23 protein-coding genes and 1 pseudogene are annotated in these 22,685 nt (G+C 72.0%); 11 read left to right on the top strand and 13 right to left on the bottom strand.

Annotation, left to right across the window (positions count from 1 at the left end):
* Positions 1-55 precede the first annotated feature (55 nt).
* The 6 genes from BGP03_RS33235 to lgt form a co-directional block, all read right to left on the bottom strand.
* Positions 56-676, bottom strand: coding sequence for a cobalt transporter (locus tag BGP03_RS33235; protein WP_298799346.1), 621 nt, complete (start codon positions 674-676; stop codon positions 56-58).
* A gap of 567 nt (positions 677-1,243) precedes the next feature.
* A complete protein-coding gene (locus tag BGP03_RS33240) occupies positions 1,244-1,879 on the bottom strand; it encodes a maleylpyruvate isomerase family mycothiol-dependent enzyme (protein WP_363094961.1) in 636 nt (211 codons plus the stop codon).
* The gene (locus BGP03_RS33245; protein ID WP_298799345.1) at positions 1,876-2,358 is read right to left on the bottom strand and encodes an SRPBCC family protein; all 483 of its coding nucleotides are present in this window, start codon (positions 2,356-2,358) and stop codon (positions 1,876-1,878) included. Before BGP03_RS33245 ends, BGP03_RS33240 begins: the two co-directional genes overlap by 4 nt.
* Positions 2,355-2,690: a metalloregulator ArsR/SmtB family transcription factor gene (locus BGP03_RS33250; RefSeq protein ID WP_296374547.1), complete on the bottom strand. Its 336-nt coding sequence runs from the start codon at positions 2,688-2,690 to the stop codon at positions 2,355-2,357. Before BGP03_RS33250 ends, BGP03_RS33245 begins: the two co-directional genes overlap by 4 nt.
* Positions 2,691-2,737: 47 nt before the next feature.
* Positions 2,738-3,259, bottom strand: coding sequence for a hypothetical protein (locus tag BGP03_RS33255; protein WP_296374549.1), 522 nt, complete (start codon positions 3,257-3,259; stop codon positions 2,738-2,740).
* The gene (gene lgt, locus BGP03_RS33260) at positions 3,256-4,119 is read right to left on the bottom strand and encodes a prolipoprotein diacylglyceryl transferase (RefSeq protein WP_298799344.1); all 864 of its coding nucleotides are present in this window, start codon (positions 4,117-4,119) and stop codon (positions 3,256-3,258) included. The genes BGP03_RS33255 and lgt overlap by 4 nt, the downstream gene beginning before the upstream one ends.
* 40 nt (positions 4,120-4,159) lie before the next feature.
* On the opposite strand from lgt, the gene BGP03_RS33265 reads away from it, so the two are divergent.
* From BGP03_RS33265 to BGP03_RS33275, 3 genes are all read left to right on the top strand, one after another.
* Positions 4,160-5,533 carry a chloride channel protein gene (locus BGP03_RS33265; protein ID WP_298799343.1) on the top strand — a complete coding sequence of 458 codons (1,374 nt, stop codon included), beginning with the start codon at positions 4,160-4,162 and terminating at the stop codon, positions 5,531-5,533.
* 261 nt (positions 5,534-5,794) lie between these two features.
* Complete coding sequence (locus BGP03_RS33270; RefSeq protein ID WP_298799342.1) at positions 5,795-7,192, top strand: alkaline phosphatase family protein; 1,398 nt, start codon at positions 5,795-5,797, stop codon at positions 7,190-7,192.
* Positions 7,189-7,746: a hypothetical protein gene (locus BGP03_RS33275; RefSeq protein ID WP_298799341.1), complete on the top strand. Its 558-nt coding sequence runs from the start codon at positions 7,189-7,191 to the stop codon at positions 7,744-7,746. The genes BGP03_RS33270 and BGP03_RS33275 overlap by 4 nt, the downstream gene beginning before the upstream one ends.
* Before the next feature lie 9 nt (positions 7,747-7,755).
* Here BGP03_RS33275 and BGP03_RS33280 read toward each other — a convergent pair whose 3' ends face one another.
* Positions 7,756-8,775, bottom strand: coding sequence for a putative sulfate exporter family transporter (locus tag BGP03_RS33280; protein ID WP_298799340.1), 1,020 nt, complete (start codon positions 8,773-8,775; stop codon positions 7,756-7,758).
* A gap of 158 nt (positions 8,776-8,933) precedes the next feature.
* A complete protein-coding gene (locus BGP03_RS33285) occupies positions 8,934-10,310 on the bottom strand; it encodes an MBL fold metallo-hydrolase (protein ID WP_298799339.1) in 1,377 nt (458 codons plus the stop codon).
* Positions 10,311-10,589: 279 nt separating this feature from the next.
* Here BGP03_RS33285 and BGP03_RS33290 point away from each other — a divergent pair, with 279 nt between their 5' ends.
* The 5 genes from BGP03_RS33290 (at position 10,590) to BGP03_RS33310 (ending at position 14,893) form a co-directional block, all read left to right on the top strand.
* Positions 10,590-10,946 (top strand): hypothetical protein, encoded by a 357-nt coding sequence (locus BGP03_RS33290; RefSeq protein WP_298799338.1) that lies wholly within the window; start codon positions 10,590-10,592, stop codon positions 10,944-10,946.
* A 496-nt stretch (positions 10,947-11,442) separates the two neighbouring features.
* On the top strand, positions 11,443-12,249 hold the full coding sequence (locus BGP03_RS33295; RefSeq protein WP_296374565.1) for a GntR family transcriptional regulator: 807 nt from the start codon (positions 11,443-11,445) through the stop codon (positions 12,247-12,249).
* A complete protein-coding gene (locus tag BGP03_RS33300) occupies positions 12,246-12,416 on the top strand; it encodes a hypothetical protein (RefSeq protein ID WP_296374567.1) in 171 nt (56 codons plus the stop codon). Before BGP03_RS33295 ends, BGP03_RS33300 begins: the two co-directional genes overlap by 4 nt.
* On the top strand, positions 12,416-13,237 hold the full coding sequence (locus tag BGP03_RS33305; RefSeq protein WP_296374569.1) for a sulfite exporter TauE/SafE family protein: 822 nt from the start codon (positions 12,416-12,418) through the stop codon (positions 13,235-13,237). The genes BGP03_RS33300 and BGP03_RS33305 overlap by 1 nt, the downstream gene beginning before the upstream one ends.
* Positions 13,238-13,540: 303 nt before the next feature.
* A complete protein-coding gene (locus BGP03_RS33310; protein ID WP_296374570.1) occupies positions 13,541-14,893 on the top strand; it encodes a HAMP domain-containing sensor histidine kinase in 1,353 nt (450 codons plus the stop codon).
* On the opposite strand, the gene BGP03_RS33315 is transcribed toward BGP03_RS33310, so the two are convergent.
* Complete coding sequence (locus tag BGP03_RS33315) at positions 14,821-15,660, bottom strand: ZIP family metal transporter (RefSeq protein WP_296374572.1); 840 nt, start codon at positions 15,658-15,660, stop codon at positions 14,821-14,823. The genes BGP03_RS33310 and BGP03_RS33315 overlap by 73 nt on opposite strands.
* A gap of 331 nt (positions 15,661-15,991) precedes the next feature.
* Between BGP03_RS33315 and BGP03_RS33320 the strand changes: the two genes are divergently transcribed.
* Positions 15,992-16,609, top strand: coding sequence for a phosphatase PAP2 family protein (locus tag BGP03_RS33320; protein ID WP_298799337.1), 618 nt, complete (start codon positions 15,992-15,994; stop codon positions 16,607-16,609).
* Positions 16,606-17,277 carry a phosphatase PAP2 family protein gene (locus BGP03_RS33325; RefSeq protein WP_298799336.1) on the top strand — a complete coding sequence of 224 codons (672 nt, stop codon included), beginning with the start codon at positions 16,606-16,608 and terminating at the stop codon, positions 17,275-17,277. The genes BGP03_RS33320 and BGP03_RS33325 overlap by 4 nt, the downstream gene beginning before the upstream one ends.
* Before the next feature lie 65 nt (positions 17,278-17,342).
* On the opposite strand, the gene BGP03_RS33330 is transcribed toward BGP03_RS33325, so the two are convergent.
* The 4 genes from BGP03_RS33330 to BGP03_RS33345 all read right to left on the bottom strand — a co-directional run bounded on the left by BGP03_RS33330 (position 17,343) and on the right by BGP03_RS33345 (position 20,835).
* The gene (locus tag BGP03_RS33330) at positions 17,343-17,744 is read right to left on the bottom strand and encodes a DUF302 domain-containing protein (protein WP_296374578.1); all 402 of its coding nucleotides are present in this window, start codon (positions 17,742-17,744) and stop codon (positions 17,343-17,345) included.
* Positions 17,745-17,779: 35 nt separating this feature from the next.
* The gene (locus BGP03_RS33335; protein ID WP_296374579.1) at positions 17,780-18,040 is read right to left on the bottom strand and encodes a metal-sensitive transcriptional regulator; all 261 of its coding nucleotides are present in this window, start codon (positions 18,038-18,040) and stop codon (positions 17,780-17,782) included.
* Between the two features lie 166 nt (positions 18,041-18,206).
* Positions 18,207-18,878: a VIT family protein gene (locus BGP03_RS33340; protein WP_296374687.1), complete on the bottom strand. Its 672-nt coding sequence runs from the start codon at positions 18,876-18,878 to the stop codon at positions 18,207-18,209.
* 346 nt (positions 18,879-19,224) lie between these two features.
* Positions 19,225-20,835, bottom strand: coding sequence for a heavy metal translocating P-type ATPase (locus tag BGP03_RS33345; RefSeq protein WP_298799357.1), 1,611 nt, complete (start codon positions 20,833-20,835; stop codon positions 19,225-19,227).
* A 1,108-nt stretch (positions 20,836-21,943) separates the two neighbouring features.
* Here BGP03_RS33345 and BGP03_RS33350 point away from each other — a divergent pair.
* Positions 21,944-22,671: pseudogene (locus BGP03_RS33350) on the top strand (EAL domain-containing protein).
* Positions 22,672-22,685 lie beyond the last annotated feature (14 nt).

Here is a 22,685-nt window from a genome sequence, read left to right on the forward strand (position 1 = left end):
AAGCTCCTACCTGCGCCTGACCGCTGACCCGCAGCTCGCTCCGGCTTCGCGCTGGTCACGGCAGCGCCCGTGGGCGCAGTGCCGCATGTGCTTCCCGGACGGCGTAGTAGACGATCACGAGGCCGGCCAGGGGGTCGGCCCACCACCAGCCCAGGACGGCGTTGAGGATGAGGCCGACCAGCACCGACCCGGCGAGGAACGCGTCGACGAGGGTGACCCGGCCCTCCGCGAGGAGAACCGGGTTGCCCAGAGCCGTGCCGGTGCGGGTCTTGGCCGATGCCAGCGCCAGCATCACCACGAAAGTCGCCGCGGTCCAGGTGATACCGGCCGGGGAGGGAGCCGGCCGGGTACCGGCAGCGAGGACGACCGCGACCTGCACGACCAGGTAGACCACCAACAGCACGAAGCAGGCCCCGATCAGCCGGGTCGCCCGGTGCTGTCGTCGCGGGTCGGCGGTGTCGGCGAGCTGCCAGAGCACCACGGTGGAGGCGCCGATCTCGATCAGCGAGTCGAGCCCGAAGCCGGCGGCCGCAACCGAACCCGCGGCGACCGCGGCGACGGCGAGAACGGCGACGCCCACCACGTTCCAGCCCAGGGTCGTGTACTCCAGCGCGCGGCCCCGCCGAACGAGGCGCGGGTGGTCGGGGGCTGTGCTCACCACGGCAGTGTCACCCATGACCACCTTCGTGCTGCGGTGAGGCCCGTCGGTCAGACGTCGGCCAGGGGAGAGGGAGAGGGAGAGGGAGAGGACGAGCTTCTCCACGGACGACATCGTCCTCGGTCGTCAATGCCCGCTCCTCGTCCGAGGATGCCCCTGGGGGTATGCTTCCCTGTATGCCGGATACCCAACAGGGTATCGGTCGACTTCGGAGGTTCACATGTGTCAGCGGGCGACGTGCCGGACGTGCGGCAAGGCCACCTACCGCGGGTGCGGGCAGCACGTCGAGCAGGTCCTGGCCGGGGTCCCGGCGGCACAGCGCTGCAGCTGTGCACCGGCGTCGAGCTCGGGTGGTGGGTGGCGTCGGCTGTTCCGTCGCGCCTGACCACTCGCGCCGAGCAGGCGGTGGCGGGGATCCGGGCCGCCGCCGACGACATCTGCCCGCGGTCTCGGGCCGGGGGCGGCGGAGGACCTGCCGGCGCTCACGCGACGTCGGTGGGCACATCACCCCGGCGGCGGTGGAGGGGCTGGTGATGCTCCGTGCGGTGACGCAGGCCGCGGGCGGCGATCTCGGGCCCGGCCCCGTCAGGGCTCCAGGCGGCGGGCGATGACCGGCTGGCCCGGGCCGGTGAGTTCCTGCGCGGTGCCGCGGCGTCCGGCCATGGCCATGAGCAGGGACTCCGCCGGGCCCTCGACGACGGGTCCCCTCCCGGTGCTCCAGTCGAGGTCGGTCGCGACCAGGGTGAGTCCGCGGATCCGCCGCGACGCCCTGATGGGTGGGGCGGTACGGGCGAAGGACAGGGCGGTGAGCAGCCGGTCGGCGGGGATGACACGGGGCAGGCCGAGCGGGCGGCGGATGTCCTGGTGGTGGATGACGCCGTCGGTGAGGGCGATCCGGCCACCGAAGGCGGCGGTGAGCCCGCGGGGCCGCAGGTGGTGGCGGACCAGCTCGATCAGGGCGTCGGTGCTGCGATCGGCATAGGCGCAGACTCCGGCGGCGTTGACGCGGTCCGAGTTCACGCCGCCCTTGACGAAACGGCGGACGAGCCCACCGATGCCGAGCTCCTCGTAGCTGAACATGTGCGCGATGACGTCGCGGACGCGCCATCCCGCACACAGTGACGGCGCCTCCCACTGGGCCGGGGTGAGTGTCCCGAGGAGGTCGGCGAGGTCGGCCCGCTCGTCGTGGGCGAGGCTCATCGTGTCCACCGCCGTGCTCACGGCAGGTCCGCCACGGTCTTGGCGAAGCTGTCGAGCAGCAGCGTCCATCCACCGCCGCCCTGGATCGCGTCGTTGATGGTGCCGCCGCCGTGGAGTCGTTCGAAGTGGTGGTGCTCGACGGTGACGGTGGTGTCGTGCGGTCCGTTCGCGGTGAACCGGACGTCGATCTCGCTGGCGTGCTCGGGGTCGGGGTCGAACTGCCACGTTCCGTTGATCTGCCAGGTGAACGTCAGGCGGTGGGGCGGTTCCCAGAGCAGTACGCGGCCCCAGTCGCACTCGGTGCCGTCCACGCCGCGCTCGAACCAGCGGCCGCCCACGCCGGGTTCCAGGATCACCTCGGCGACGTCGGCCGCTCCGATGTGGAACTGGTGCGGCCACCAGGAGTCGATCGAACCGGTGAACACCCGGAAGGCCTGGTCGATCGGTACCGCGACGGTGACCGTGCCGGTGATCGGAGGGATCGGCGCTGAGGTGGTCATGAGATCTCCTGCCCGGGATCGGGTGACGTCGCCGTCTCGGCGACCTTGTGGAAACCGGCCAGGGCATCGCTCCAGACCCCGTCCAGCCAGGCCCGCAGGGCGGTCACGCCCTCGGGGTCGAGGCTGTAGATGCGGCGGTTGCCCTCGGCGTGGCTGACGACCAGCCCGCCGTCCTTGAGCACCCGCAGGTGCTGGGAGACCGCGGGCCGGCTGATCGGCAGCTGGTCGGCGAGCTGCTGGACGGAGCGGGGCCCGCGGGCGAGCAGCTCGAAGAGGGCACGGCGGGTCGGATCGCCGAGCAGACCCAACCCCGCATCTCCGTAAGCTGACACGAACGGTAAGCTTAGCCGCACACAGGTCGGTCGGCAACGACGCAGGGTCAGCTCGTCGGTGGGGATGCCGTTCCGGTCGGGACGAGGGCGGCCTGGCAGCGGGCGTCGAGGGTGTCGGTCAGCGCGAGCACGCGGTCGATGGCCGCGTTGCCGCCCTTCCCGTTGCGGGCGGCGTCCTGCAGGAGCGCGATGGCGTCCTTGAGGTCGGCGAACACGGCGTGCAGCTGGTCGTTCCGCGTGGCCAGGCGTCGTCCCATGCGGGTCTCGGCGTGGTCGGCGGCCGCGACGACGTCCGGTCCCCGGGCGCCACCGGCGGCGGAGACGGCCTGGGAGAGGTCCTCGACGGTCTGCGTGGTCTTGAGGCAGTCCTGGGTGTCGAGGGCGAGCCGGGCGGTCGGGGAGAGCGACGGTGCCGCCTGCTGTGGGGCGGGGGCCGGCGGCGAGGGATCGGCCGGTCGGGCCAGAACCAGGATCACCGCCGTCACCGCCGCGGCGACGAGGGTCGAGCCGATCAGGCGGTCGGTCCAGCGGATCGGCCGCCGTGGGCGGTGGCCGTCCCCGGTGTTCACGGTCGTTGATCGGCCGGGCCGGGGGCACCGTTACCTGTCACCGGGGCCGGGCGCCGACGCCAGGCGAGGAAGCCGGCTGCGGCGAGGAAGACGGCGAGGCTGGTCCAGTCGTTGAGGCGCAGGCCGAGGAAGTGGTTGGCGTGGTCGACGCGCAGGGCCTCGATCCAGGCCCGTCCGACGGTGTAGGCGGCGACGTAGAGGGCGAACAGGCGGCCGTTGTCGAGCAGCCGGCGCTTCCCGGCCCAGATCAGCAGGACCGCGACGCCGATGTCCCACAGCGACTCGTAGAGGAACGTCGGGTGGTAGGTGGCGACGAGCGGGGTGTCGGGCGGGCGGTGCGCCGGGTCGATCTCCAGTGCCCACGGCAGCGTGCTGGGACCGCCGTAGAGCTCCTGGTTGAACCAGTTGCCCCAGCGCCCGATGGCCTGGGCCAGGACGAGGCCGGGGGCCATGGCGTCGGCGAAGTCGGCCAGCGCGATGCCGCGGCGGCGGCAGCCGATCCAGGCGCCGACCGCGCCGAGCGCGACCGCGCCCCAGATGCCCAGCCCGCCGTCCCAGATGTAGAGGGCGCGGATGGGCTGCTGGCCGGGGGCGAAGTAGAACTCGGGGTCGGTGATGACGTGGTAGAGCCGGCCGCCGACGACGCCGAACGGCACGGCCCACATGGCGACGTCGAGGACGTCGTCGCGGCGCCCGCCCCGGGCCTCCCAGCGGCGCTGGGTGAGCCAGACCGCCACGACGATGCCGGCGATGATGCACAGCGCGTAGGCCCGGATCGGGACGGGCCCGAGGTACCAGACGCCCTGGGGTGGGCTGGGCAGGTAGGCCAGCGTCATCGCGTCCTCCAATGGTCCGGACATCTGCATGGTGGCAGACCGGTCGTCGTCCTAGGCTTCGGGCATGCCCGAAGCGGTCGATCCCCCGTCGGAACGGGTCCGGGTCCCACCGCCGTTGATCCGCTACCGGATCGCTTCCGGACGTGGCGCGACGGAGCAGCCCAACGCGGTCGGTGACGGTGAGGCGGCACTGACCGTCCGGTTGTGGGTGGCGGTGGTGCTGACCGGTGTCGCGGCCGGGCTGTTCGGGGTGGCGATGATGGCGCTGCTGACCACCGTGGAGCACATCGGGTTCGGCTACGACAGTGGGAGCTTCGCCTCCGGCGTGGAGCAGGCGTCGGGGCTGCGGCGGGCGGTCGCGCTGGCCGTGGCGGGGGTGATCGGGGGCGTGGGCTGGTACCTGTTGCGGCGTTTCACGAGGGGGCAGCGGGCGGAGGCCGACGAGGCCGCGTGGTTCGGGTCGGCGTTGTCGTGGCCGCGCAGCCTGGGCACGTCGGTGCTGTCGGAGATCGTGATCGGGCTCGGGGCGTCGATGGGGCGGGAGGCGGCGCCGAAGCTGATGGGCGCGGTGTCGGGGAGCCTGCTGGCGCGCTGGACGGGGATGGACGCGGGGCAGCGGCGGCTGCTGGTGGCGTGCGGCGCGGGGGCGGGGCTGGCCGCGGTGTACGACGTTCCGCTGGCCGGGGCGCTGTTCACCGCGGAGATCATGATCGGGGTGATCACGCTGCCCGTGGCGTTGCCGGCGCTGGTGTGCTCGGGGGTCGCGACCGTGACGGCGTGGGTGTACCTGCCGGCGCAGGCCACCTACCTCGGGGTGCCCGACTACCCGGTCACGGCGTCGGCCGCGGTGTGGGCGGTGGTCGCCGGGCCGGTGATCGGGCTGGTGGCGGTCGGGTTCATCCGGCTGGTCGCGGTCGTGTCGCACCACCGGGCCCGCGGGAAGGTCGTGCTGATCGCGCCGCTCGTGGCGTTCGGGGTGCTGGCCGGGGTCGGGCAGTTCCTCCCGCAGCTGTTCGGCAACGGGAAGGGGATCGCCCTGGAGGCGTTCCTCGGCACGAGCGGGGTGTGGCTACTGCTCGCGCTGTTCGTGCTCAAGCCGCTGGTCACGGCGCTGTGCCTGGGCAGCGGCGCGTCGGGTGGGTTGCTCACGCCGACGCTGGCCACCGGGGCGGCGCTGGGCGGGTTCCTGGGGATCGTGTGGTCGGCGCTGTGGCCGGGCACGCCGGTGGGGGTGTTCGCGCTGGTCGGGGCGGCGGCGATGCTGGGGGCGGGCATGCAGGCGCCGCTGACGGCGCTGGTGCTGGTCCTGGAGCTGACCCGCACCGGGTTCGGGCTGATGGTGCCGCTGGTGGTCGCGACGGCGCTGGCCACCGCGGTCGCCCGCCGGGTGGACGGCTACTCGATCTACTCCGGACGGCTCGGGGCCCGGGAGCAGTAGTCCCCGGAATCGTCGGGAACGGGCTGCCCGCACGCCGTCCGGTGGGATTCGGCTGTTCGTGATTCTCGGGGCGCGAGTCCGGTTTATCGCAATGCGCGGCACTGTTCACGTGCTGGTCATCCCCGCGCCGGTTGTAGACCTACCGTCACTCGATCGGGGTATGAATGCTTCGCGCACCGGACGGGCGGCGTTCGGTGCGTGCGACGAGGGAGCCCATCGGTAATGGCAGGAATTGCGGGAAGCGGTGCGAGGCCACGGTGGGTGGCCCTGGTGGTCGCGCTGGTGGCCGCGGCGGGGCTTGCGGTGGTCGCCCCGGGAGTGGCGCAGGCCCGCGACGGTGGCCACGACGCTCCCCGGGTCGGGCACGTCTGGACGATCATCCTGGAGAACAAGTCGTACGAGGCGACGTTCACGGGGTTGAACCAGAACGACTACCTGTGGAAGACGCTGCCCAGCTACGGGCTGCTGTTGCGCCAGTACTACGGCACCGGGCACTTCAGCCTGGACAACTACATCTCCCTGGTGGGCGGCCAGTCCCCGGCACCGGACAACCAGAACGACTGCCCGACCTACGTCGATGCGAAGCCCGCCACCAAGGCCGCTGACGGCCAGGTGAACGTGTCCTCGGGGTGCGTGTACCCGGCGTCGGTGCCGACCCTGTTCAACCAGCTCGACCAGGCGCGCGTGCCGTGGAAGATCTACGCGCAGGACATGGGCAACACCCCCGGCCGTGAGGACCCCTACCACTGCGGGATCCCGGGCAGCCCGTCCGGCGCCGGTGTCCCCGACCCGGCCGGAGCCACCGCCGAGGACCAGTACGTGGCCAAGCACAACCCGGCACCGTGGTTCCACTCGGTCATCGACAACCCGGCCGACTGCGAGAACGTGGTGCCGCTCAACGGGTTGCCCGCCGCCGCCGGCCACCCGGCGGTCAACAGCCTCGCCCAGGACCTGGCCAGCGAGAAGACCACACCGCAGTTCTCCTGGATCAGCCCCAACAACTGCTCCGACGCCCACGACGCCACCTGCAAGGGCGACAACCTCTCCGGTGACCCGAACAACCACCAGGGTGGGCTCTACTCCGCGGATCTCTTCCTCAAGAAGGTCGTGCCGCAGATCATGGCCTCGCCGGCCTTCCAGAAGGACGGCATGATCCAGGTGATCTTCGACGAGGCGTTCCCGCCCTACAAGATGTACGGCAACTCCATCGCCGACTTCACCGGCAACACCACCACGGCGCTGAACACGCCGACCGACACGGCGCAGTCGGTCGTGGCGTGCTGCAACGAGCTGCCCGGTCCGAACACCACCCAGCCCGGGTTCCGGGCCTTCGGTCAGGACACCACCCCGGGCGGTGGGATCACCGGCGCGGTGTTCATCAGCCGCTACATCACGCCGGGCTCGGTCACCGACCAGCCCTACAACCACTACAGCTGGCTGCGCAGCATGGAGGACCTGTTCGGGGTCCGCAAGGGCGGCAGCGACGGCGACGGCCACCTCGGCTTCGCGGGAGCCGACGGTCTGCGCCCCTTCGGCGCCGACGTCTACAACAACCCGAGCGGCAAGGCGTCGGCACCGGCACCGTCCGGCACCGTCGTCTACCCGGCCACGGCCAGCGCCGACGACCCGGTGGTCCCGTCCGCACCCGCTCCCCGGTGAGGCGGTACCTCGGGACGGTCCCCGCTGCGACGCTGGTGGTCCTGCTCGGCGTGACCGGCTGTTCGTCCGGGACCGCCCCGCAGGACGCGGCGTCGGTCGTGGCCCGGCTGGGCGCGGTTCCCGTCCCGACGGCACCGCCCGTCGCGCCGGTCGAACGGGCCGATGCCGGCCACCCGCAGGTCCTGGCCATCGGCGAGCCGCTCGATGCGACGGTCGTCGGAGGCGCGGCCCGGGTGACGATGCTCGGGCCCGACATCACCCCGGCCGCCAGCACGAGCGGTCCGCCTGAGAGCGGGTCGGCGGTGTTCACCGTGCTGGTCAGCGCCGGCTCGGGCAGCGTCGCCATCGCTGCGACGGACCTGTCCGGCCGCGACGACCACGGGCGCGACCTCGTCCTGGCGCCGGTGGGGCCGGCCACCGTGGCCTCGGCACCGGGAACGGCGCCGGCCACGCTCCGCGTCGCGGCGGAGGTCCACGCCGGCGCCGCGCAGATCACCTGGCGGCACGCCGGGAAGGCGCTGGCCCTGTGGACCTTCAACGTCGAGCTCGACTAGGAATCCTGCTCAGAGAGTGCCGGTGAGGACCTGCAGTCCGAGGCTGGTGGCCGCGACCAGTACCCACAGGCCCGCCCCGAGCAGCAGCGGCCGGATCCCCGCGCGGCGGATGTCGCCGAGGCGCAACGACAGCCCGATCCCGGCGAGCGCGGTGGTGATGAGGAACGTGCCGGTGAAGGTCAGTGCGGAATGCCAGGTGGACGGGATGATCCCGGCCGAGTTCAGGGCCGCCATGGCGACGAAGCCGACCAGGAACAGGGGGACGAGCTTCGTCCAGGGCAGCGTACGGAAGCTGAACCGTCGCTCGTGCCGATCCCCATCGGGGTCGCGACGGGCCACCCACAGCGCGAGGGTCGTGACGATCGGAATGATCATGAGGCTGCGGGTGAGCTTCACGACCACGGCGTAGGAGCCGGCGTCGCCGCCGTAGGCGTAGGCGGCGGCGACCACCGAGGAGGTGTCGTTGATCGCGGTGCCGGCCCAGAGGCCGAAGGCGTGGGGGTCGAGGTGGAGCAGGTGGCCGATCTGCGGGAAGGCGAGCACGGCGACGATGTTGAAGGTGAAGATCGTGCCGATGGCGTAGGCGACCTGGGAGTCCTTGGCCCGGATGACGGCCTGGGCCGCGGCGATCGCCGATGCGCCGCAGATGGCGGTGCCGACGCCGATGAGCAGCTGCGTGGGGCCACGGACCCCGAGCAGCCTGCCGAGTCCCCATGCGCCGAGCAGCGCGACGGCGAGGGTGCCGAGCATGACCGGCAGCGACGACGCCCCGACGTGCGCGACCTGCTGCAGGGACAGGGTCGCGCCGAGCACGACGATGGAGGCCTGCAGGACGGGTCGGGAGGCGAACGCCAGCCCGGGGCGCAGCGTCTCACCGGGGCGCAGCACCGTCGCGACCAGCACGCCGAGCACGATCCCGAACACCGGTCCGCCGACGACCGGCACCTCGGTGCCGGCGAAGGTGGCGACGACCGCGACGGCGAGGGCCAGCACCAGGCCGGGCAGGCCGTGGCCGACCCGGTTCAGCACACTCGCCACCGCCGTTGCGGCCGGGCCGGGTCGCGGCTCGGCGGAGGCCCGGTCGGAACGGGGCGCGGTCGTCGTCGCGGTCCCCCGGTGGGGTCGGACTGACATGTGGACTCCTCGTGGTCGGACCGGGAGGCGTCGGTGCGGGCGGGGGAGCGCCGCTACGGCGCGGTGAGGCCCAGCTCCTGCGCGTGGGGGAACTCGTCGGCGATGAGGACGACGTCGAACCCGGCCCGGTCGAGCAGACTCGCCCCGACGGAGGCGCGGTAGGCGCTCTGGCAGTGCACCCAGAGCTGCCGGTCGGGGATCTCGTCGAGTCGTGCGGCGAGTTCCGGGAGCGGGATGTGTAGGGCGCCGTGGATGTGGGCGACGGCGTACTCGTCGCCGCGGCGGACGTCGACGATCACGGGGTCCTCGGCGCGGTCACCGCGTCCGGCGTGGAGGTCCTCGAAGGTGGCGGTCGCGTAGCTGCGGGTGGGCTGGCCGTCGGCGAGGACGTCGATGGTGCCGGTGGCCTGGCCCTCGGGGCGGTCGATGCCGATGCGGACGAGCTGGCGCTGCGCCTCGGCGACCTGGTCCGGGCTCTCCCCGATGAGCGTGAGCGGGGTGCCCCACGGGATGACCCAGCCCAGCCAGGTGGCGAACTGCGGGCCCAGGCCGATGCCGATGCTGCCGGTGAGGTGTTCGGCGGCGTAGGCGGTGCGGTCGCGCAGGTCGACGACCCATTCACCGGCGGCGATGCGTTTGGCCAGCTCGCGGGGCTCGAGGGTGGGCAGCGGAGAGAGATCGACCGCGGCGGGGCCGGCGAGGTTGGCCGGGGCCATGTGGGCGTAGTAGGCGGGGTAGGCGGTCAGACCGGCCACGAGCCGGGCGACGAAGGCGTCCTCGTCGGGTTCGAGCAGCGCGTCGTTGCGGGCGCGCTCGTCGGCGATGGTGCCGTCCGCGCCGCCGGCGGCCGATCCCGCCGAGCAGAAGCTGCCGAAGCCGTGGGTCGGGTAGACCGCGGCCTCGCCCGGCAGGCTCTCGGCCAGGTGACGGGCGGAGTGGTACTGCGCGCGGGTGAGCTCGTCGGTCCGGGCGGCGTCGACCAGGTCGGTGCGGCCGACGCTGCCGTAGAGCAGGGACCCGCCGGTGAACACCGCCGGTGCGGCGTCTGCGCCGTCGGCGCTGTCGTCGCTGATCACGTAGGCGAGGTGGGTGAAGGTGTGGCCCGGGGTGGCGACCACGCGGACGGTCATCGTGCCGACGGTGAGTTCGTCGCCGGCGTGCACGGCGACCCGGTCGAAGGTGACGGGGTCATCGGCATTGACGACGTAGCGGGCGCCGGTGCGGGCGGCGAGCTGGTAGCCACCGGTGACGTAGTCGTTGTGGATGTGGGTCTCGACCACCATCTCCAGCGTGAGGCCGCGTTCGGCCAGGAGGGCCTCGATGCGGTCGATGTCGCGCTGCGGGTCGACGACCACGGCGGCAGCACCGTCGTGCGCGAGGTAGCTGCGATCCCCGAGCTCCTCCGTGGCGATCACTTCGACGGTCAACATGCGGACTCTCCGTTCAAATGTCCGTACATCTGAACGTCGACGGTAGGCCTCCGGCGGGGCCAGGTCAACCGGAACGGGTATTCGTGGTCATCGGCGGCAGGCCGGCATACCTGGCTTTCTCATTCGCTGATCGCCCACGGCAAGATGTCCGTACATTGCCCCGCGAGGGGTCGGTCGTGGCTCGACACGAGATCGTCATCGTGGGCGGAGACGGTGCGGGTCCCACCGTCGCCACTCGAGGCCGGTGCGAAGCCGCAGGCCTCGGTCATGCCGAAGGGCGTGACATGGATCCGCCCGGTGGCGGTCGGCACGGCGGTGTTCATGATGCCGGCCGGGCCGATCAGGTGCGCGGGTGCTCCGCGGGAGATCGCCTACCTGGCGGCGGACTGCTGGCGTGAGCAGGGCGTGCTCGACCGGATGGACATCCACCCGGTGCTGCCGACACCGGGCATGTTCGGGGTGAAAGGAGTTCGCCGGCCGGGCGCCCGCTGCCCGCTACGACGGGTACGCCTCGTGCCCGCAGACCACGGCACGGCACGGCACGCGATGCCGCTCGCCGAGTGCGACTACTCGATGACACCGGAGCCGTCGATCCCGGTGATCGACACGATCACGGGGCGCTGCGGCGTCGCCTGACCGGTCGGTGACCGGGGGGTCAGAACGGCACCGAGGCCGCGTGTGCGGCTCGAACGGCCTCGGAGATCCGTTCCAGGAGACCTCGGTCCGGTGCCTCCGCCGCGCGGCCGTCGTCGTGGGGGTCGGGGTGGGCCGGGAGGTCCGGCGGGGCAGGGGTGTGGCGTGGAGTGGGGGTGCTCATCGGTGGCGACGCTTCCGTGTCGGACGACGTGATCCGGGCCCGGGGCCCTGGACCATCAGGTCAACGAGGCTGGGAGGTGGCCGGACACCGACGGTCGTCGACCGACAGCTGATCCATCGCGAGCAGGCACACGCAGAACGTGTTCCGCCCGGGGGAGTTCGCTGCCGTCACGGACCCATTCGACCACTTCACGGCGCCGCCGGGCAATCCGTCCGAAGCGAGGGACCCACGCGGACCGTGACCGTCCTTGCCGGGGGGCTCAAATGACCGTACATTCCGGCGGTAGGGTCCACATGATGGCAGGAGGGGTGACCGGTGGTCGGACGGAGCGAGATCGGCCCGCGCGTCCTGCCCCGCGGTGACGGCTCACTGTGGCTGCATCTCCTCGTCGACCTCCGTCGGCGTCTGCACCTCGGGGCGTTCGACGACCAGTTCCCGGGTGAGCTGGCGCTGGCCGAGGAGTACCAGGTGAGCCGGTTCACGGTCCGGCAGGCGTTGCGGATCCTGCGGGAAGAGGGAGTTCTCGTCACCGGACGGGGACGGGCCCCGCGGGTCGCCGCGCCGGTCGAGATCGCCCAGCGGATCGGGTCGATCTACAGCCTCTTCGAGTCCGTACAGGCCACCGGTGTGCCGCAGCGCAGCGTGGTGTGCGCACTCGACGTTCGTCGTGACGGGGTGATGGCCGCCCGGCTGGGCCTGGAGGAATCGACCCCGCTGGTCTATCTGGAACGGCTCCGGCTGGCCGGGCCCGAGCCCCTCGCGCTGGACAAGGTGTGGCTGCCCGAGCGGATCGCGGCCCCGCTGCTGGACGTGGACTTCACCCACACCGCCCTCTACACGGAGTACGCCCGACTGTGCGGGGTGGCGATGACCTCCGGCGAGGAACACATCCGTGCGGTGGTGCCGACTCCAGCCGAGCAGGAGCTGCTCGGCATCACCTCGGACGTGGCACTGTTCGCGATCGAACGCGTCGGCTGCTCGGACGGCCGGCCTGTCGAATGGCGCCACACCCTCCTGCGCGGCGACCGGTTCTCCGTCACCGCCGACATCGCCGTCCACGACGGCTACCGACTGCGGACCGACCTCCCGGTATTCGCATCCGGAGAGGACGCGAAACGATGACGGGCACCGCCCCGGTCGCGCAGATCGGTCCCACCGCCGCGAGCGCCCTGGCCGCTGACGGCGCGCTGCTGCTCGACGTCCGCAACCTGGCGGGCGGCATGAAGGCCTGGGCCGAGCAGAGCCTGCCGATCACCACCGACGGCGGCACTCCGCACGCGGTCGGCTGATGCTCGTACTGGCGGCAGCGCTCGGCCTGGGAATGGGCCTGGTCATCGGCGCGCTCGGCGGCGGGGGCGGGGTGCTGACCATCCCTCTGCTGGTCTACGTCCTCGGGCTCACCGCCCAGAGTGCCACCACCAGCAGCATCCTCATCGTCGGCATCACCGCCCTGTTCGGCACCCTCGCGCGGCTCCGTGGGGACCTGATCGACTGGCGCACCGGCCTGACCTTCGGGGTGCTGGGTATCCCCGCCGCCTACCTCGGCACCCGTCTGAACCACGCCGTCGACCAGCGCGTCCTCCTGCTCGCCTTCGCCGCGATCACCGTCGTGGCGGCCGCCGCCATGCTGATCGACAACCGGTCCGGTCGACCGGCCCCCGCACCGGGAGGCGAGAGCCCGACCGTGCCCACCGGAGGGGCCGCCGCGAAGGTCGTCGTCGACCGCGGGCGACTCGTCGCAACGGCGACCAAGGTGGTCCTCAGCGGTCTGGCCGTCGGCTTCATGACCGGGTTCCTCGGCGTCGGCGGCGGCTTCCTCGTCGTCCCGGCGCTCGTGATCATCCTGCGGATGCCGATGACCTACGCCATCGGTACTTCGCTGCTGATCATCACGTTGAACTCGGTGTCGTCGATGGCGTCGCGGCTGGGCTCCCCGCTGCATCTGGACTGGCGGATCGTCGTGCCGTTCACCGTGCTCGCCGTCGTGGGGAGCCTGCTCGGCAAGCGCGTCGCGGACAAGTTCTCCGGCGACATCCTGACCAGAGCCTTCGCGGTGATGCTGATCGTGGTCGGCGGTTACGTGGCCGCCAACACCCTCGGCGTGCTCTGACCCCGGGCTCGACGGGTGGACCTGAGGAGACGTACGCGACGACGAGCCGGTCCCGGCCCCCGGTCCGCCGCCGATCGGGAAGGCCCGTCACGGTGCACGACGAGCGAGGCAGCGCCGTCGCGCAGCGGAACGGCCGGGCTCGGCGGCTCCGGTGGAGACGACGCTGCTCCCGACCATGCCCGGCCGGGGTGAGCGTCACCTCGTCCCCGACGAGCGCGACTTCATCGCGGCAAGCCTTCGCTGAGGTCGTGGAACTCCGAGCCTGCGGCGCGCAGGACAACGCACTACTGGGAGGATCGCGCGATGCGCAGACGGATCGCCGGGCTGGCTGTGGCTGCGTCGGTGCTGGCGATCGTCCTGTTCGGGTTGCCACTCGCCGTCGGGGTGGCGGCCTACCTCCTCGGTGACGAGCGGGCCGAGCTCGAACGCGGCGCGGACGTCGCCGCGATCACGGTCGCCGCCGACATCGCCACCGGCCGCGTCCCCCCCAGCTCCGCCGGGATCGACATCACCGATGACGGCACAGGCACGCTCGCCGTCTACGACACGTCGGGGGCCCGGTTGGTCGGCACCGGCCCGGAGGTGGCGGACGGTCCGGTGCGGGCGGCGGTCGGCGATGATCCCGTGGCGGGTGACACCGGCGGGGACCTGGTGGTCGCGGTGCCGGTGAATGTCGTCGGCCACCCGCCACTCGTGGTGCGGGCCAGCACCCCGCGCTCGGATGTCTACCTCCGTGCGGGTCTCGTGTGGGCGGCGATGGCAGGGCTGGCGCTGGTGGCGCTCACGGCGGTGTGGGTGCTGGCGCGTCGGTACGCCGCGCGCCTGGTCCGTCCGTTGGAGGAGCTGGCGGTAGCCGCACGACAGCTGGGCGAGGGCGACTTCAGCGTCCGGGGCCCGCGCAGCGGCGTCGGCGAGATCGACGCCGTCGGCGGTGCGCTCGACAGCACCGCCGAGCGGCTCGGGTCGCTCCTCGAGCGGGAACGGGCATTCTCCGCCGACGCCTCCCACCAGCTGCGGACGCCGCTCGCGGGGCTGCGACTCGAGCTGGAGTCGGCGATCGAGAATCCGGACCGGGACCCACGAGCGGCCATCGTGGCCGGGCTCGCGGCGACGGACCGACTGCAGGACACCGTGGACGACCTGCTCGCACTGGCCCGCGACACGCCTCGTTCGACCGATCCCCTCGACGTGGACGCGGTGCTCGAGGAGGTCCGCGCCCAGTGGCGGGCCCGGGATCTCGGGCGCACCCTCACCGTGCGGTGCGACCCTGCGCTGCCGGTCACGCTGGCATCGGCGGCCGCGGTCCGTCAGGTGCTGACGGTGTTGCTCGACAACGCGGCCGTGCACGGTCGCGGTGCCGTGACGGTCTCCGTGCGTGATGCTGCCGGTGCGCTGGCCGTCGATGTCGCCGACGAGGGGCCGGGGATCGAGGTGGCGGATGCCGAGTTGTTCGTGCGCCGCTCGTCCCGGGCCGCCGGGCACGGCATCGGCCTGGCCCTCGCTCGGAGCCTCGCGGAGGCCGAGGGCGGCCGGTTGCGACTCACCCGTCCCTCGCCTCCGACGTTCACGCTGCTGCTCCCGGTTCAGGCACCGCCTGCCGTCACGATCATGTCGGTGACGAATCCGGCCGCCATCCCGGCTAGCGCGCCCCAATAGAGGAGGTGGCGCTGCGGGGACTTCAGGGCGACGCCGATGAGCTGGATGATCACGAACAGGATCGAGCCTGCGGCCAGCGTCAGGAACAGCACGCTCACGACGTCGCTGCCGAACTGGCGGCCCACCACCGTGCCGATGATCGTCGGACCACCACCGATGACGCCCATCAGCAGGAGGAACCTCCAGCTGGGCCGCTCACCGGCGGCGGCCAGCGGCGCGACGATCCCGAAGCCCTCGGTGGCGTTGTGCAGCGCGAACCCGATCACGAGCAGGGTGGCCAGCGCGATCTCGCCCTGGCCCGCGCTGCCGCCGATGGCGAGGCCCTCGGCGAAGTTGTGCAGCCCGATCCCGACGGCGATGAGCAGAGCCAGGCGTCGGGCGGGCGACCATTCGGCGCGGCCCGTCAGTTCCGTGGCGAGCATCGCCCCGGGCCCGGCGGCGCGGGGCGAGCGGTGGCGAGCGAGGCGACCCTCGTAGGAGACCAGGGCGAGCAGGCCGACCGCCAGCCCACCGAGGAACAGAAGCCCGTAGCCGACGACCGGTCCGAGGCTGCCGGATCCGTCGTGCAGGGCGCCCAATGCTGCGTCGACGGGTTCCCAGGCGTGTGCGAGCACATCCCAGAGCAGGAAGATCAGGACCCCGATCGCGGAGGCGTTGAGGAGCAGACGCATCCCGGGGGCTGGTGAACGTAGCCGGCCCAGAGGAAGACCGAGCAGGATCGTCGCACCCGCGATGATCCCGAGCACCACCGTCTGACCTTCGCCCACAGCCGGATTCCTCTCTGAGTGCAGCCTCAGTGCTGGCGAGGTCAGCCTCAGTTATCGGCGGCGCTGAGTCAACGGGGTCGGCCGGTCGGACGTCGGGCTCCTCCATGTTTAACCGTCCCCTTACCCAGGTCTCCACAGTCGGCGACCGAAGCCGTCGATGGGTGATCATGCGCCCCGTACACCGTCGGTTGGCCGGCTCCTCACTGTGTGATCAGGTGTCGTCGGGTGTTCTTGCTGCCCGTTTGCCACGGTCATCAGGTTCCTTCACCTGCCCGTATCTACCGTCGAGGCCAAGACCGCCCTGCCGTGACCCGAAATGAGATCTGCACGAATGTCGTTCGACTCCGCCTGGTTCCTCGCCGTCGACAACTGGGCACGCGCCACTCCCGCGTTGCACGGGGTATTGAGCGTCTACGCGCTGTGGGCCGGGCCGGTGCTGATCGCGCTGCTCCTCGTCATCGGCTGGCTGCGGGCCCGCGTCCGGCCCGACGCCGCCGCTCAGGTGGCCGTCGTGGTCCTCACCGGTGTGGCCGCCGTCGCCGCGGTGCTGGTCAACCAGAACGTGGTCTCGACGCTGATCGGGCGGCCCCGGCCGTGCGCCGCGATGCCGGACGCGCAGGCGCTGCTGCCGTGCAGCGCGGACTATTCGATGCCCAGTGACCACGCCGTCATCGCCGGTGCGCTCGTGGTCGGTCTGTGGATCCTGCAGCGCAGGTTGGGTGCGGTGGCTGCGGTACTCGCGTTGCTCCTCGCGTTCTCACGGGTCTACGTCGGTGTCCACTATCCCAGCGATGTCGCGGTGGGTCTGCTGTTCGGCGCGGCGGTGGCCGCGGCCGTGGTTCTCGGGCTGCGCGGCCCGACGACCGCCGCGGCCGAACGGCTGCTCGGCACCTCGGTGCGACCGCTGATCTGTTCCCGGCGCGAAGCCGGTAGCGGCCCGCGCGCATGAGCCGGCGCAGCGTCGCGGTCGGCGCCATCGCCGTCGTGGCCTTCGTCATGCTCGGCGCAGCCGTGGTGGTGGGCTGGGAGCCGCTGGCCCGTCTCGACGGGGTGGCTGTGCTGGACGCCCACGCGGACGTTCTCGCCCACTCCTGGCTGCTGACCGTTGCGGTGATCGTGACCGACGCGGGCAGTCCGGTGGCGGTCGACGTGGTGACGGCCGTGGCTGCGGTGGTCCTGCTGCTCGCGCGGCGGTGGCGGGCCGCCGCCTTCGTCGTGGTGGCCCGGCTGCTGGAGCTCGGGGTGGAGACGGTGGTCAAGGACCTGGTCGCCCGGCCGCGGCCCGTGTTGATCGATCCGGTGAGCCACGCCTCTAGTTTCAGCTTCCCGTCCGGTCATGCCGCGGGCAGCGCGGCCGTGTTCGGTGCGGTGCTCGTGGTCGTGCTGGGTGAGCTGTCGGCCGCACGGCGGGCACTCAGGACGTCGGTCGTGGGGCTGGTCGTGGTGTTCGTCGCGGGGGTGGCGGCGTCGCGGGTGATGCTCGGCGTCCACTACCCGAGCGACGTCACGGGTGGAGTGCTGCTCGGCATCGCTTCGCTGGTGGCGGCACGTTGCGTGTTGCCTCGCGTGGACCCCGAAGTCACGACACGGGCCGGGTCCCGGCCGCCGTCGGAGTGACCACCCGGTCGAGGCGTCGGGCAGGGCCTCACATCATGTCCTTCCCGGGCGGAGGACCGCGATCCTCAGCTCATGGTCAGGGAGTCGAGTGCGGCGTGCAGGCGCGTGGAGGCGTCCTTGGCGACGGCGGCGAGCTCGGCGTGGGGGTAGCCGTTGCCGGCCATCGCGAGCAGTTCGGCGGGGTCGACGGCCTGGACGAGGGTGTGGCCGTCGGCCTGGCGGACGGTGACGTTGCAGGGCAGGAGCAGGCCGATCTCGGGGTCGGTGGACAGGGCCTGGTGGGCGAGGGCGGGGTTGCAGGCGCCGAGGATGGTGTAGTCCTCGACGTCCTCGCCGAGCTTGGCCTTGAGGGTGGCGCGGACGTCGATGGTGGTGAGCACTCCGAAGCCCTGGGTGGCCAGGGCGGCGGTGACGGCGTCGATGGCGTCGTCGTGTGAGAGGTCGAGGGTGACGGTGTGTGCGGACATGGCGGTCTCCGTGAGGTGAGGTGAGGTGGGGTGGGTCAGGCGAGGGAGAGGAAGAGTTTCTCCATCTGGGCGCGGTCGAGCTCGCCGTCCTCGCCGGCGGCGAGGCACTGCACGAGGCCGGAGGCGATGATCGCGAATCCGGCTTTGTCCAGTGCCCGCGAGACGGCGGCGAGCTGGGTGACCACGTCCTTGCAGTCGCGGCCGTCCTGCAGCATGCGGATGACGCCGCCGAGCTGGCCTTCCGCGCGGCGCAGTCGGTTGACAACGCTGCCGACGACATCGTCCTCGATCTTCAATGCCCGCTCCTCCTCCGGTGATGCCTTCTGGGGTACAGCGACCATCCTACGCTTGATACCTATGGGGGTATCGCATCCCGTACCGACCTCAGAGCTGTGCGTCGACGCCGGATGGGACGGCCTCGCCGCGGATCCTGCGACCGGCCGGTGGCGGCGCCACGGCCGGTCACCCGACGGCCGCGCCGAAGAGATGTCCGATTCCGTAGGTGACGGCGAGTCCCACGGCGCCGCCGATGACGACCCGCAGGACCGCGCGGCGGGCATTGCCGCCGCCGATGCGGGCGCTGGTCCAGCCGGTCAGGCCGAGCGCGACGAGGACGACGAGGACGGTGACCGGGACCCGCCACGCCGGGGGCGGCAGCAGGATGGCGATGAGCGGGAGCGCGGCGCCGAGCAGGAACGACAGCGCCGATGCCGCGGCGGCGTGGGTCGGGCTGGTCAGCTCGTCGGGGTCGAGGTTGAGCTCCGCATCGACGTGCGCGGCGAGCGCATCGTGGGCGGTGAGCTCCGCCGCGACGGTGCGTGCGGTGGCCGGCGTGAGGCCTTTGGCTTCGTAGAGGGCGGCGAGCTCGTGGAGTTCGGCCCCGGGGTCCGCGGTGAGCTCGTGGCGTTCGGTGGCGAGTTGGGCCAGCTCGGAGTCGCGTTGGCTGCTGACGGAGATGTACTCCCCGAGGGCCATCGATACCGCGCCGGCGGTCAGCCCGGCGACACCGGCGATGAGGATGGGGCTGCGTTCGAGTGTCGCTCCGGCGACTCCGACGACGAGACCGGCCACGGAGACGATGCCGTCGTTCGCGCCCAGCACGCCGGCGCGCAGCCAGTTGAGCCGTGAGCTCAGTCCGCCGACGTGGGTCTCGCCGGGGTGTGTCTGCCGGACGCCCGCTGTGGTGTCGACGGGGGTGTTGCCGGGTCCCTCCGGCGAGGTTCCCGCCTCGGTCGTGCTGTCGTCGGTCAACGAGGTTCACCCTTCTTGTTCGATCCCGCGGACCATGGCAGTCACGATCAACGGTGACGCGGCCGCCGCGAAGCCGGTGCTCCCGACCCGGACCGGAGACCATTACCTGAGCACGGAGTATGGCGAGCGCTGTCGTGCCGGGCGAGCAGCCACACGGAATTGCGTTGGTCATGGGTCGGCCGCGGTCGACGATGCGGTTGGAGAGCCCGTGACGTCGACGAGGACGCCGTCATGTCGGCTGCACCCGCCCGGCTCGGCGAGGGTGAACGAGCGGGTCGGTGCCGCCGAGGGTGCGGGCCAGGATCGGGTAGAGCTCGGCGGCCTCGTGCGGAAGCAGTTCGTCGGTGAGCATCCGGTACACCTCGCGGACGGCGGGAAGGTGGCGGGCGGCCGCGGCGCGGACGGCGTCGACCTTGCTCGACGGGGTGCACTCGGCGAGGACCTCGTCCACACCCAGCGCGGTGGCGACGGTGTCGGCGACCCCGGCACGGTCACCGGTGACCATGATGGTGCGGGTGACCCCAGCCTGGTGCAGCCGGCGGATCACCGCGGCGGCGTCGGCGCGAACGGGGTCGTCGAGCAGGATCGCCCCGGCCGGGACCTGGTCGATCCCCACGAAGACCAGCAGTGACGAGTCCAGGGCGGCGCGGCGGCGGGCGGCGCGCAGCCAGGGCGCCGGTCCGGCATCGGGGGCAACCCACGATGCCTTGCCGACCCGGATCTCGTGGCCCTCGACCCGTCCGCGGACGCCCTGCCCCGCGGTCTCGTCGGCCCCGTCGGGCAGAGCGAGGGTCAGGCCGCGGGTGTGGGCGGCCTCGACCAGGGCGGTGGCGAGGACGTGCGGGGACACCTGGTCCAGGGACGCGGCCAGCCGCAGCACGTCGTCGCCGCTCACACCGGGAGCGGTGATGACGTCGGAGACCGCGGGGCGGCCCTCGGTGAGGGTTCCGGTCTTGTCGAACAGCAGGACCGTGCCGTGGGCGAGGCGCTCCAGCGGCCCACCACCCTTGATGATCACTCCGCGGCGGGCCGCTCTCGACAGGCCCGACACGATGGCGACCGGGGCGGCCAGGATGAGTGGGCACGGGGTGGCGACCACGAGCACCGCGACCGCCCGCACCGGGTCGCCGGAGAGCCACCACGCCACCGCGGCCAGGCCGAGCGTGATCGGCAGGAAGATCGCGGCGTAGCGGTCGGCGAGGCGCACGAACGGTGCGGTGTCGGCCTGGGCCTCGCGGACCAGACGGACGATGCCCGCGTAGGCGCCTTCGGCCGCGGTGGTGGTGACCCGCAGGTCGAACGGGCCGCCGGCGTTGACCGCGCCGCTGCGCACCGCGTCGCCCCGTGGCCGGTCGACCGGCAGCGGTTCCCCGGTCAGCGTCGACTCGTCGAGCACCGCGGTGCCGGACTCCACCCGGCCGTCGACCGGGACCACCTCGCCCGCGGCGACCATCAGCAGGTCACCGGGGACAACGTCCTCCAGGGCGGGGGTCGTGAGCTGGCCGTCGAGGTAGCGGTGCACCACGCGGGGCGAGTGTGCGAGCAGGGCGTGCAGGTCGCGGGTGGCGCGGGCACCTGCGCGGGCCTCCAGCGCCCGGCCGGAGGCGAGCATGACCGCGATGACCGCACCGGCCAGGTACTCGCTCACCAGCAGGGTGCCTGCGAGCGCGAGGACGGCGATCACGTCCACGCCCGGCTGCCGCCGCCGCAGGCTCTGCACCACCCACCAGATCGCCGGTACCCCGGCGGCCACGGCCGTTGCCGCCCACAGCAGATCACCCGCCGCGGCGGCGCCGAAGAGGTGGGCCGTACCGCCCCCCGCCAGGCCCGCCCCGCACACTGCCAGCAACGGGACACCGTCTGACCACCATGACCGCGTCGCCACCACCGACCTCCCGCCCGGGTCGCGGCTGTCGGTCGCGACCCGTCCAGCATCCACATCCGTCCGGCGGGACGACCAGGGACCAACGGCCCCCGCCCACCGGACATCGGCGACGCAGGAGGCCACGACCGGACTCCTGGCGGCGGTGCATGGAAGGTGTCGACCGCGTGTGTTCGGGGCGTCGGTGGCAGGGCTGGTGACGGCGTCGCCCGTCCCCCCCTCCAGCGTCGGCGCCAGAAAGTCACCTACGGTGGCGACTCTCTGCTACGTACGACCGATCAGGTGATGATGAGTCCGAACCCAGTACACGGTGAACACGTAGCGTCCGCTCGGGCCACGGACCCGCGATCGGATGCCGTGACGGTTCCCGGGCAACGGAATCCTCGGCGACGTCACGGCCACGAGACGTCGGCACCGGCGAGGACTGTTGACGGTGACCGGGGCAGGTGATCGGACCTGTCCCGTGACTCGACAGCGGGTCTGGGGCCCGATGCCGACCGTCGGCGCGCGGGTCACGGCCAAGCGAGCCGGGCCAGCCCACCTCTGTCGATCAGCCGCCGCACAGAGTAGAAAGCCACGATGGGAAGGCCTGCGATCGTCGTGCTCTACGTGCTCGCCATGGTCGTCATCGTGATCGGCGTGGACATCCTGTTTTTCAGGAACCTCTTCTGGCCGCGACTGGCCGTAAATATTGGAATTGTTCTCATTTTTGGCGCCTTTTACTTCAGGTATCTCAATCCGTCATAGCCCTGTCGATGAGTCGTGGTCGACAGAGGGCGGCCTCACGGTGCCCTCAGTCGCTCCTGACGTCCGTTCGCCAGGACGGTCAGCTCCCGCAGCTCGGCCCCGCGAACCTCGATGACCCCGCGCAGCCTCTCCGGGTCGTGCAGGCTCAGCGAGCGCCGCTCGGCCGTGTAGCCGCGCGGCGGTGACGCGTGAGTACGGCGAGATCATCCCGCGTCTGCGTGCCGCGCTGAGGCTGGACGCGGCACCGGCTGCCGATCATGAGGTCCGCCGGCCGGGCCAGGCCGGGCTCTCGGTCGACTACCAGGTCATGGTCGACCTGATGAACGGTCGGTTGGTCGGGGTGGAGGCGCTGGCCCGCCTTCATGACCAGTGGGGGCGCGCCGTACCCCCCGTCGACTTCATCCCGGTCGCCGAGCGGACGGGGATGATCGGCCCGCTCGGGCGGCACGTACTGGAGACCGCTTGCACCGACCTGGCCGGATGGCATGCGCGGCATCCCACGGGGCGGCACCTCGGTGTCTCGGTCAATCTCAGCGCCCACCAGGCCGATCTCTCCGACGTCGCAGCCGAGGTGCGCGAGACTCTGCGGCGGACGGGCCTCGCGGCCGGGTCGCTCACTCTCGAGCTCACCGAGACCGCGATGCTCGATGCGGGCCATGCGGCCGTCCGTGCTCTGCACGAGCTCCGCGAGCACGGTGTCAAGATCGCCCTCGAGATTTCGGTACGGGATACGCGAGCCTGCGTCATCTCGCCCGACTGCCGGTGACCTCGTTGAAGATCGACCGATCCTTCACGGCGGGTCTCCCGGAGAGCCCCGCCAGCGTGGCGATCGTGCGTGCGGTGCTCGGTCTCGCTCACGAGCTGGGGCTGAGCTGCGTGGTCGAGGGCATCGAGTCCGCTGTCCAGTGCGAGTGCCTGATCAGCAGCCTCCAGCCGGGCGGGATCCGGGGGAGGTTGGGCGTGATCGGGCAAGGGTTCCTGCTCGGTCGTCCGCTCCCCGCGCAGGCCATCGAGTCCCGTCTGCTCGATGGTGGGCGCCCCGCCTGACGACGCTTCCGTCA

Source organism: Pseudonocardia sp. 73-21 (genome assembly GCF_001899645.1).
GTDB lineage: Bacteria > Actinomycetota > Actinomycetes > Mycobacteriales > Pseudonocardiaceae > Pseudonocardia.

Excerpts from the sequence above, each read along its gene's own strand:
- BGP03_RS33235 (WP_298799346.1), bottom strand. The coding sequence starts at position 676 with ATGGGTGACACTGCCGTGGTGAGCACAGCCCCCGACCACCCGCGCCTC.
- BGP03_RS33245 (WP_298799345.1), bottom strand. The coding sequence starts at position 2,358 with ATGACCACCTCAGCGCCGATCCCTCCGATCACCGGCACGGTCACCGTC.
- lgt (WP_298799344.1), bottom strand. The coding sequence starts at position 4,119 with ATGTCCGGACCATTGGAGGACGCGATGACGCTGGCCTACCTGCCCAGC.
- BGP03_RS33265 (WP_298799343.1), top strand. The coding sequence starts at position 4,160 with ATGCCCGAAGCGGTCGATCCCCCGTCGGAACGGGTCCGGGTCCCACCG.
- BGP03_RS33285 (WP_298799339.1), bottom strand. The coding sequence starts at position 10,310 with ATGTTGACCGTCGAAGTGATCGCCACGGAGGAGCTCGGGGATCGCAGC.
- BGP03_RS33300 (WP_296374567.1), top strand. The coding sequence starts at position 12,246 with ATGACGGGCACCGCCCCGGTCGCGCAGATCGGTCCCACCGCCGCGAGC.
- BGP03_RS33305 (WP_296374569.1), top strand. The coding sequence starts at position 12,416 with ATGCTCGTACTGGCGGCAGCGCTCGGCCTGGGAATGGGCCTGGTCATC.
- BGP03_RS33310 (WP_296374570.1), top strand. The coding sequence starts at position 13,541 with ATGCGCAGACGGATCGCCGGGCTGGCTGTGGCTGCGTCGGTGCTGGCG.
- BGP03_RS33320 (WP_298799337.1), top strand. The coding sequence starts at position 15,992 with ATGTCGTTCGACTCCGCCTGGTTCCTCGCCGTCGACAACTGGGCACGC.
- BGP03_RS33325 (WP_298799336.1), top strand. The coding sequence starts at position 16,606 with ATGAGCCGGCGCAGCGTCGCGGTCGGCGCCATCGCCGTCGTGGCCTTC.
- BGP03_RS33330 (WP_296374578.1), bottom strand. The coding sequence starts at position 17,744 with ATGTCCGCACACACCGTCACCCTCGACCTCTCACACGACGACGCCATC.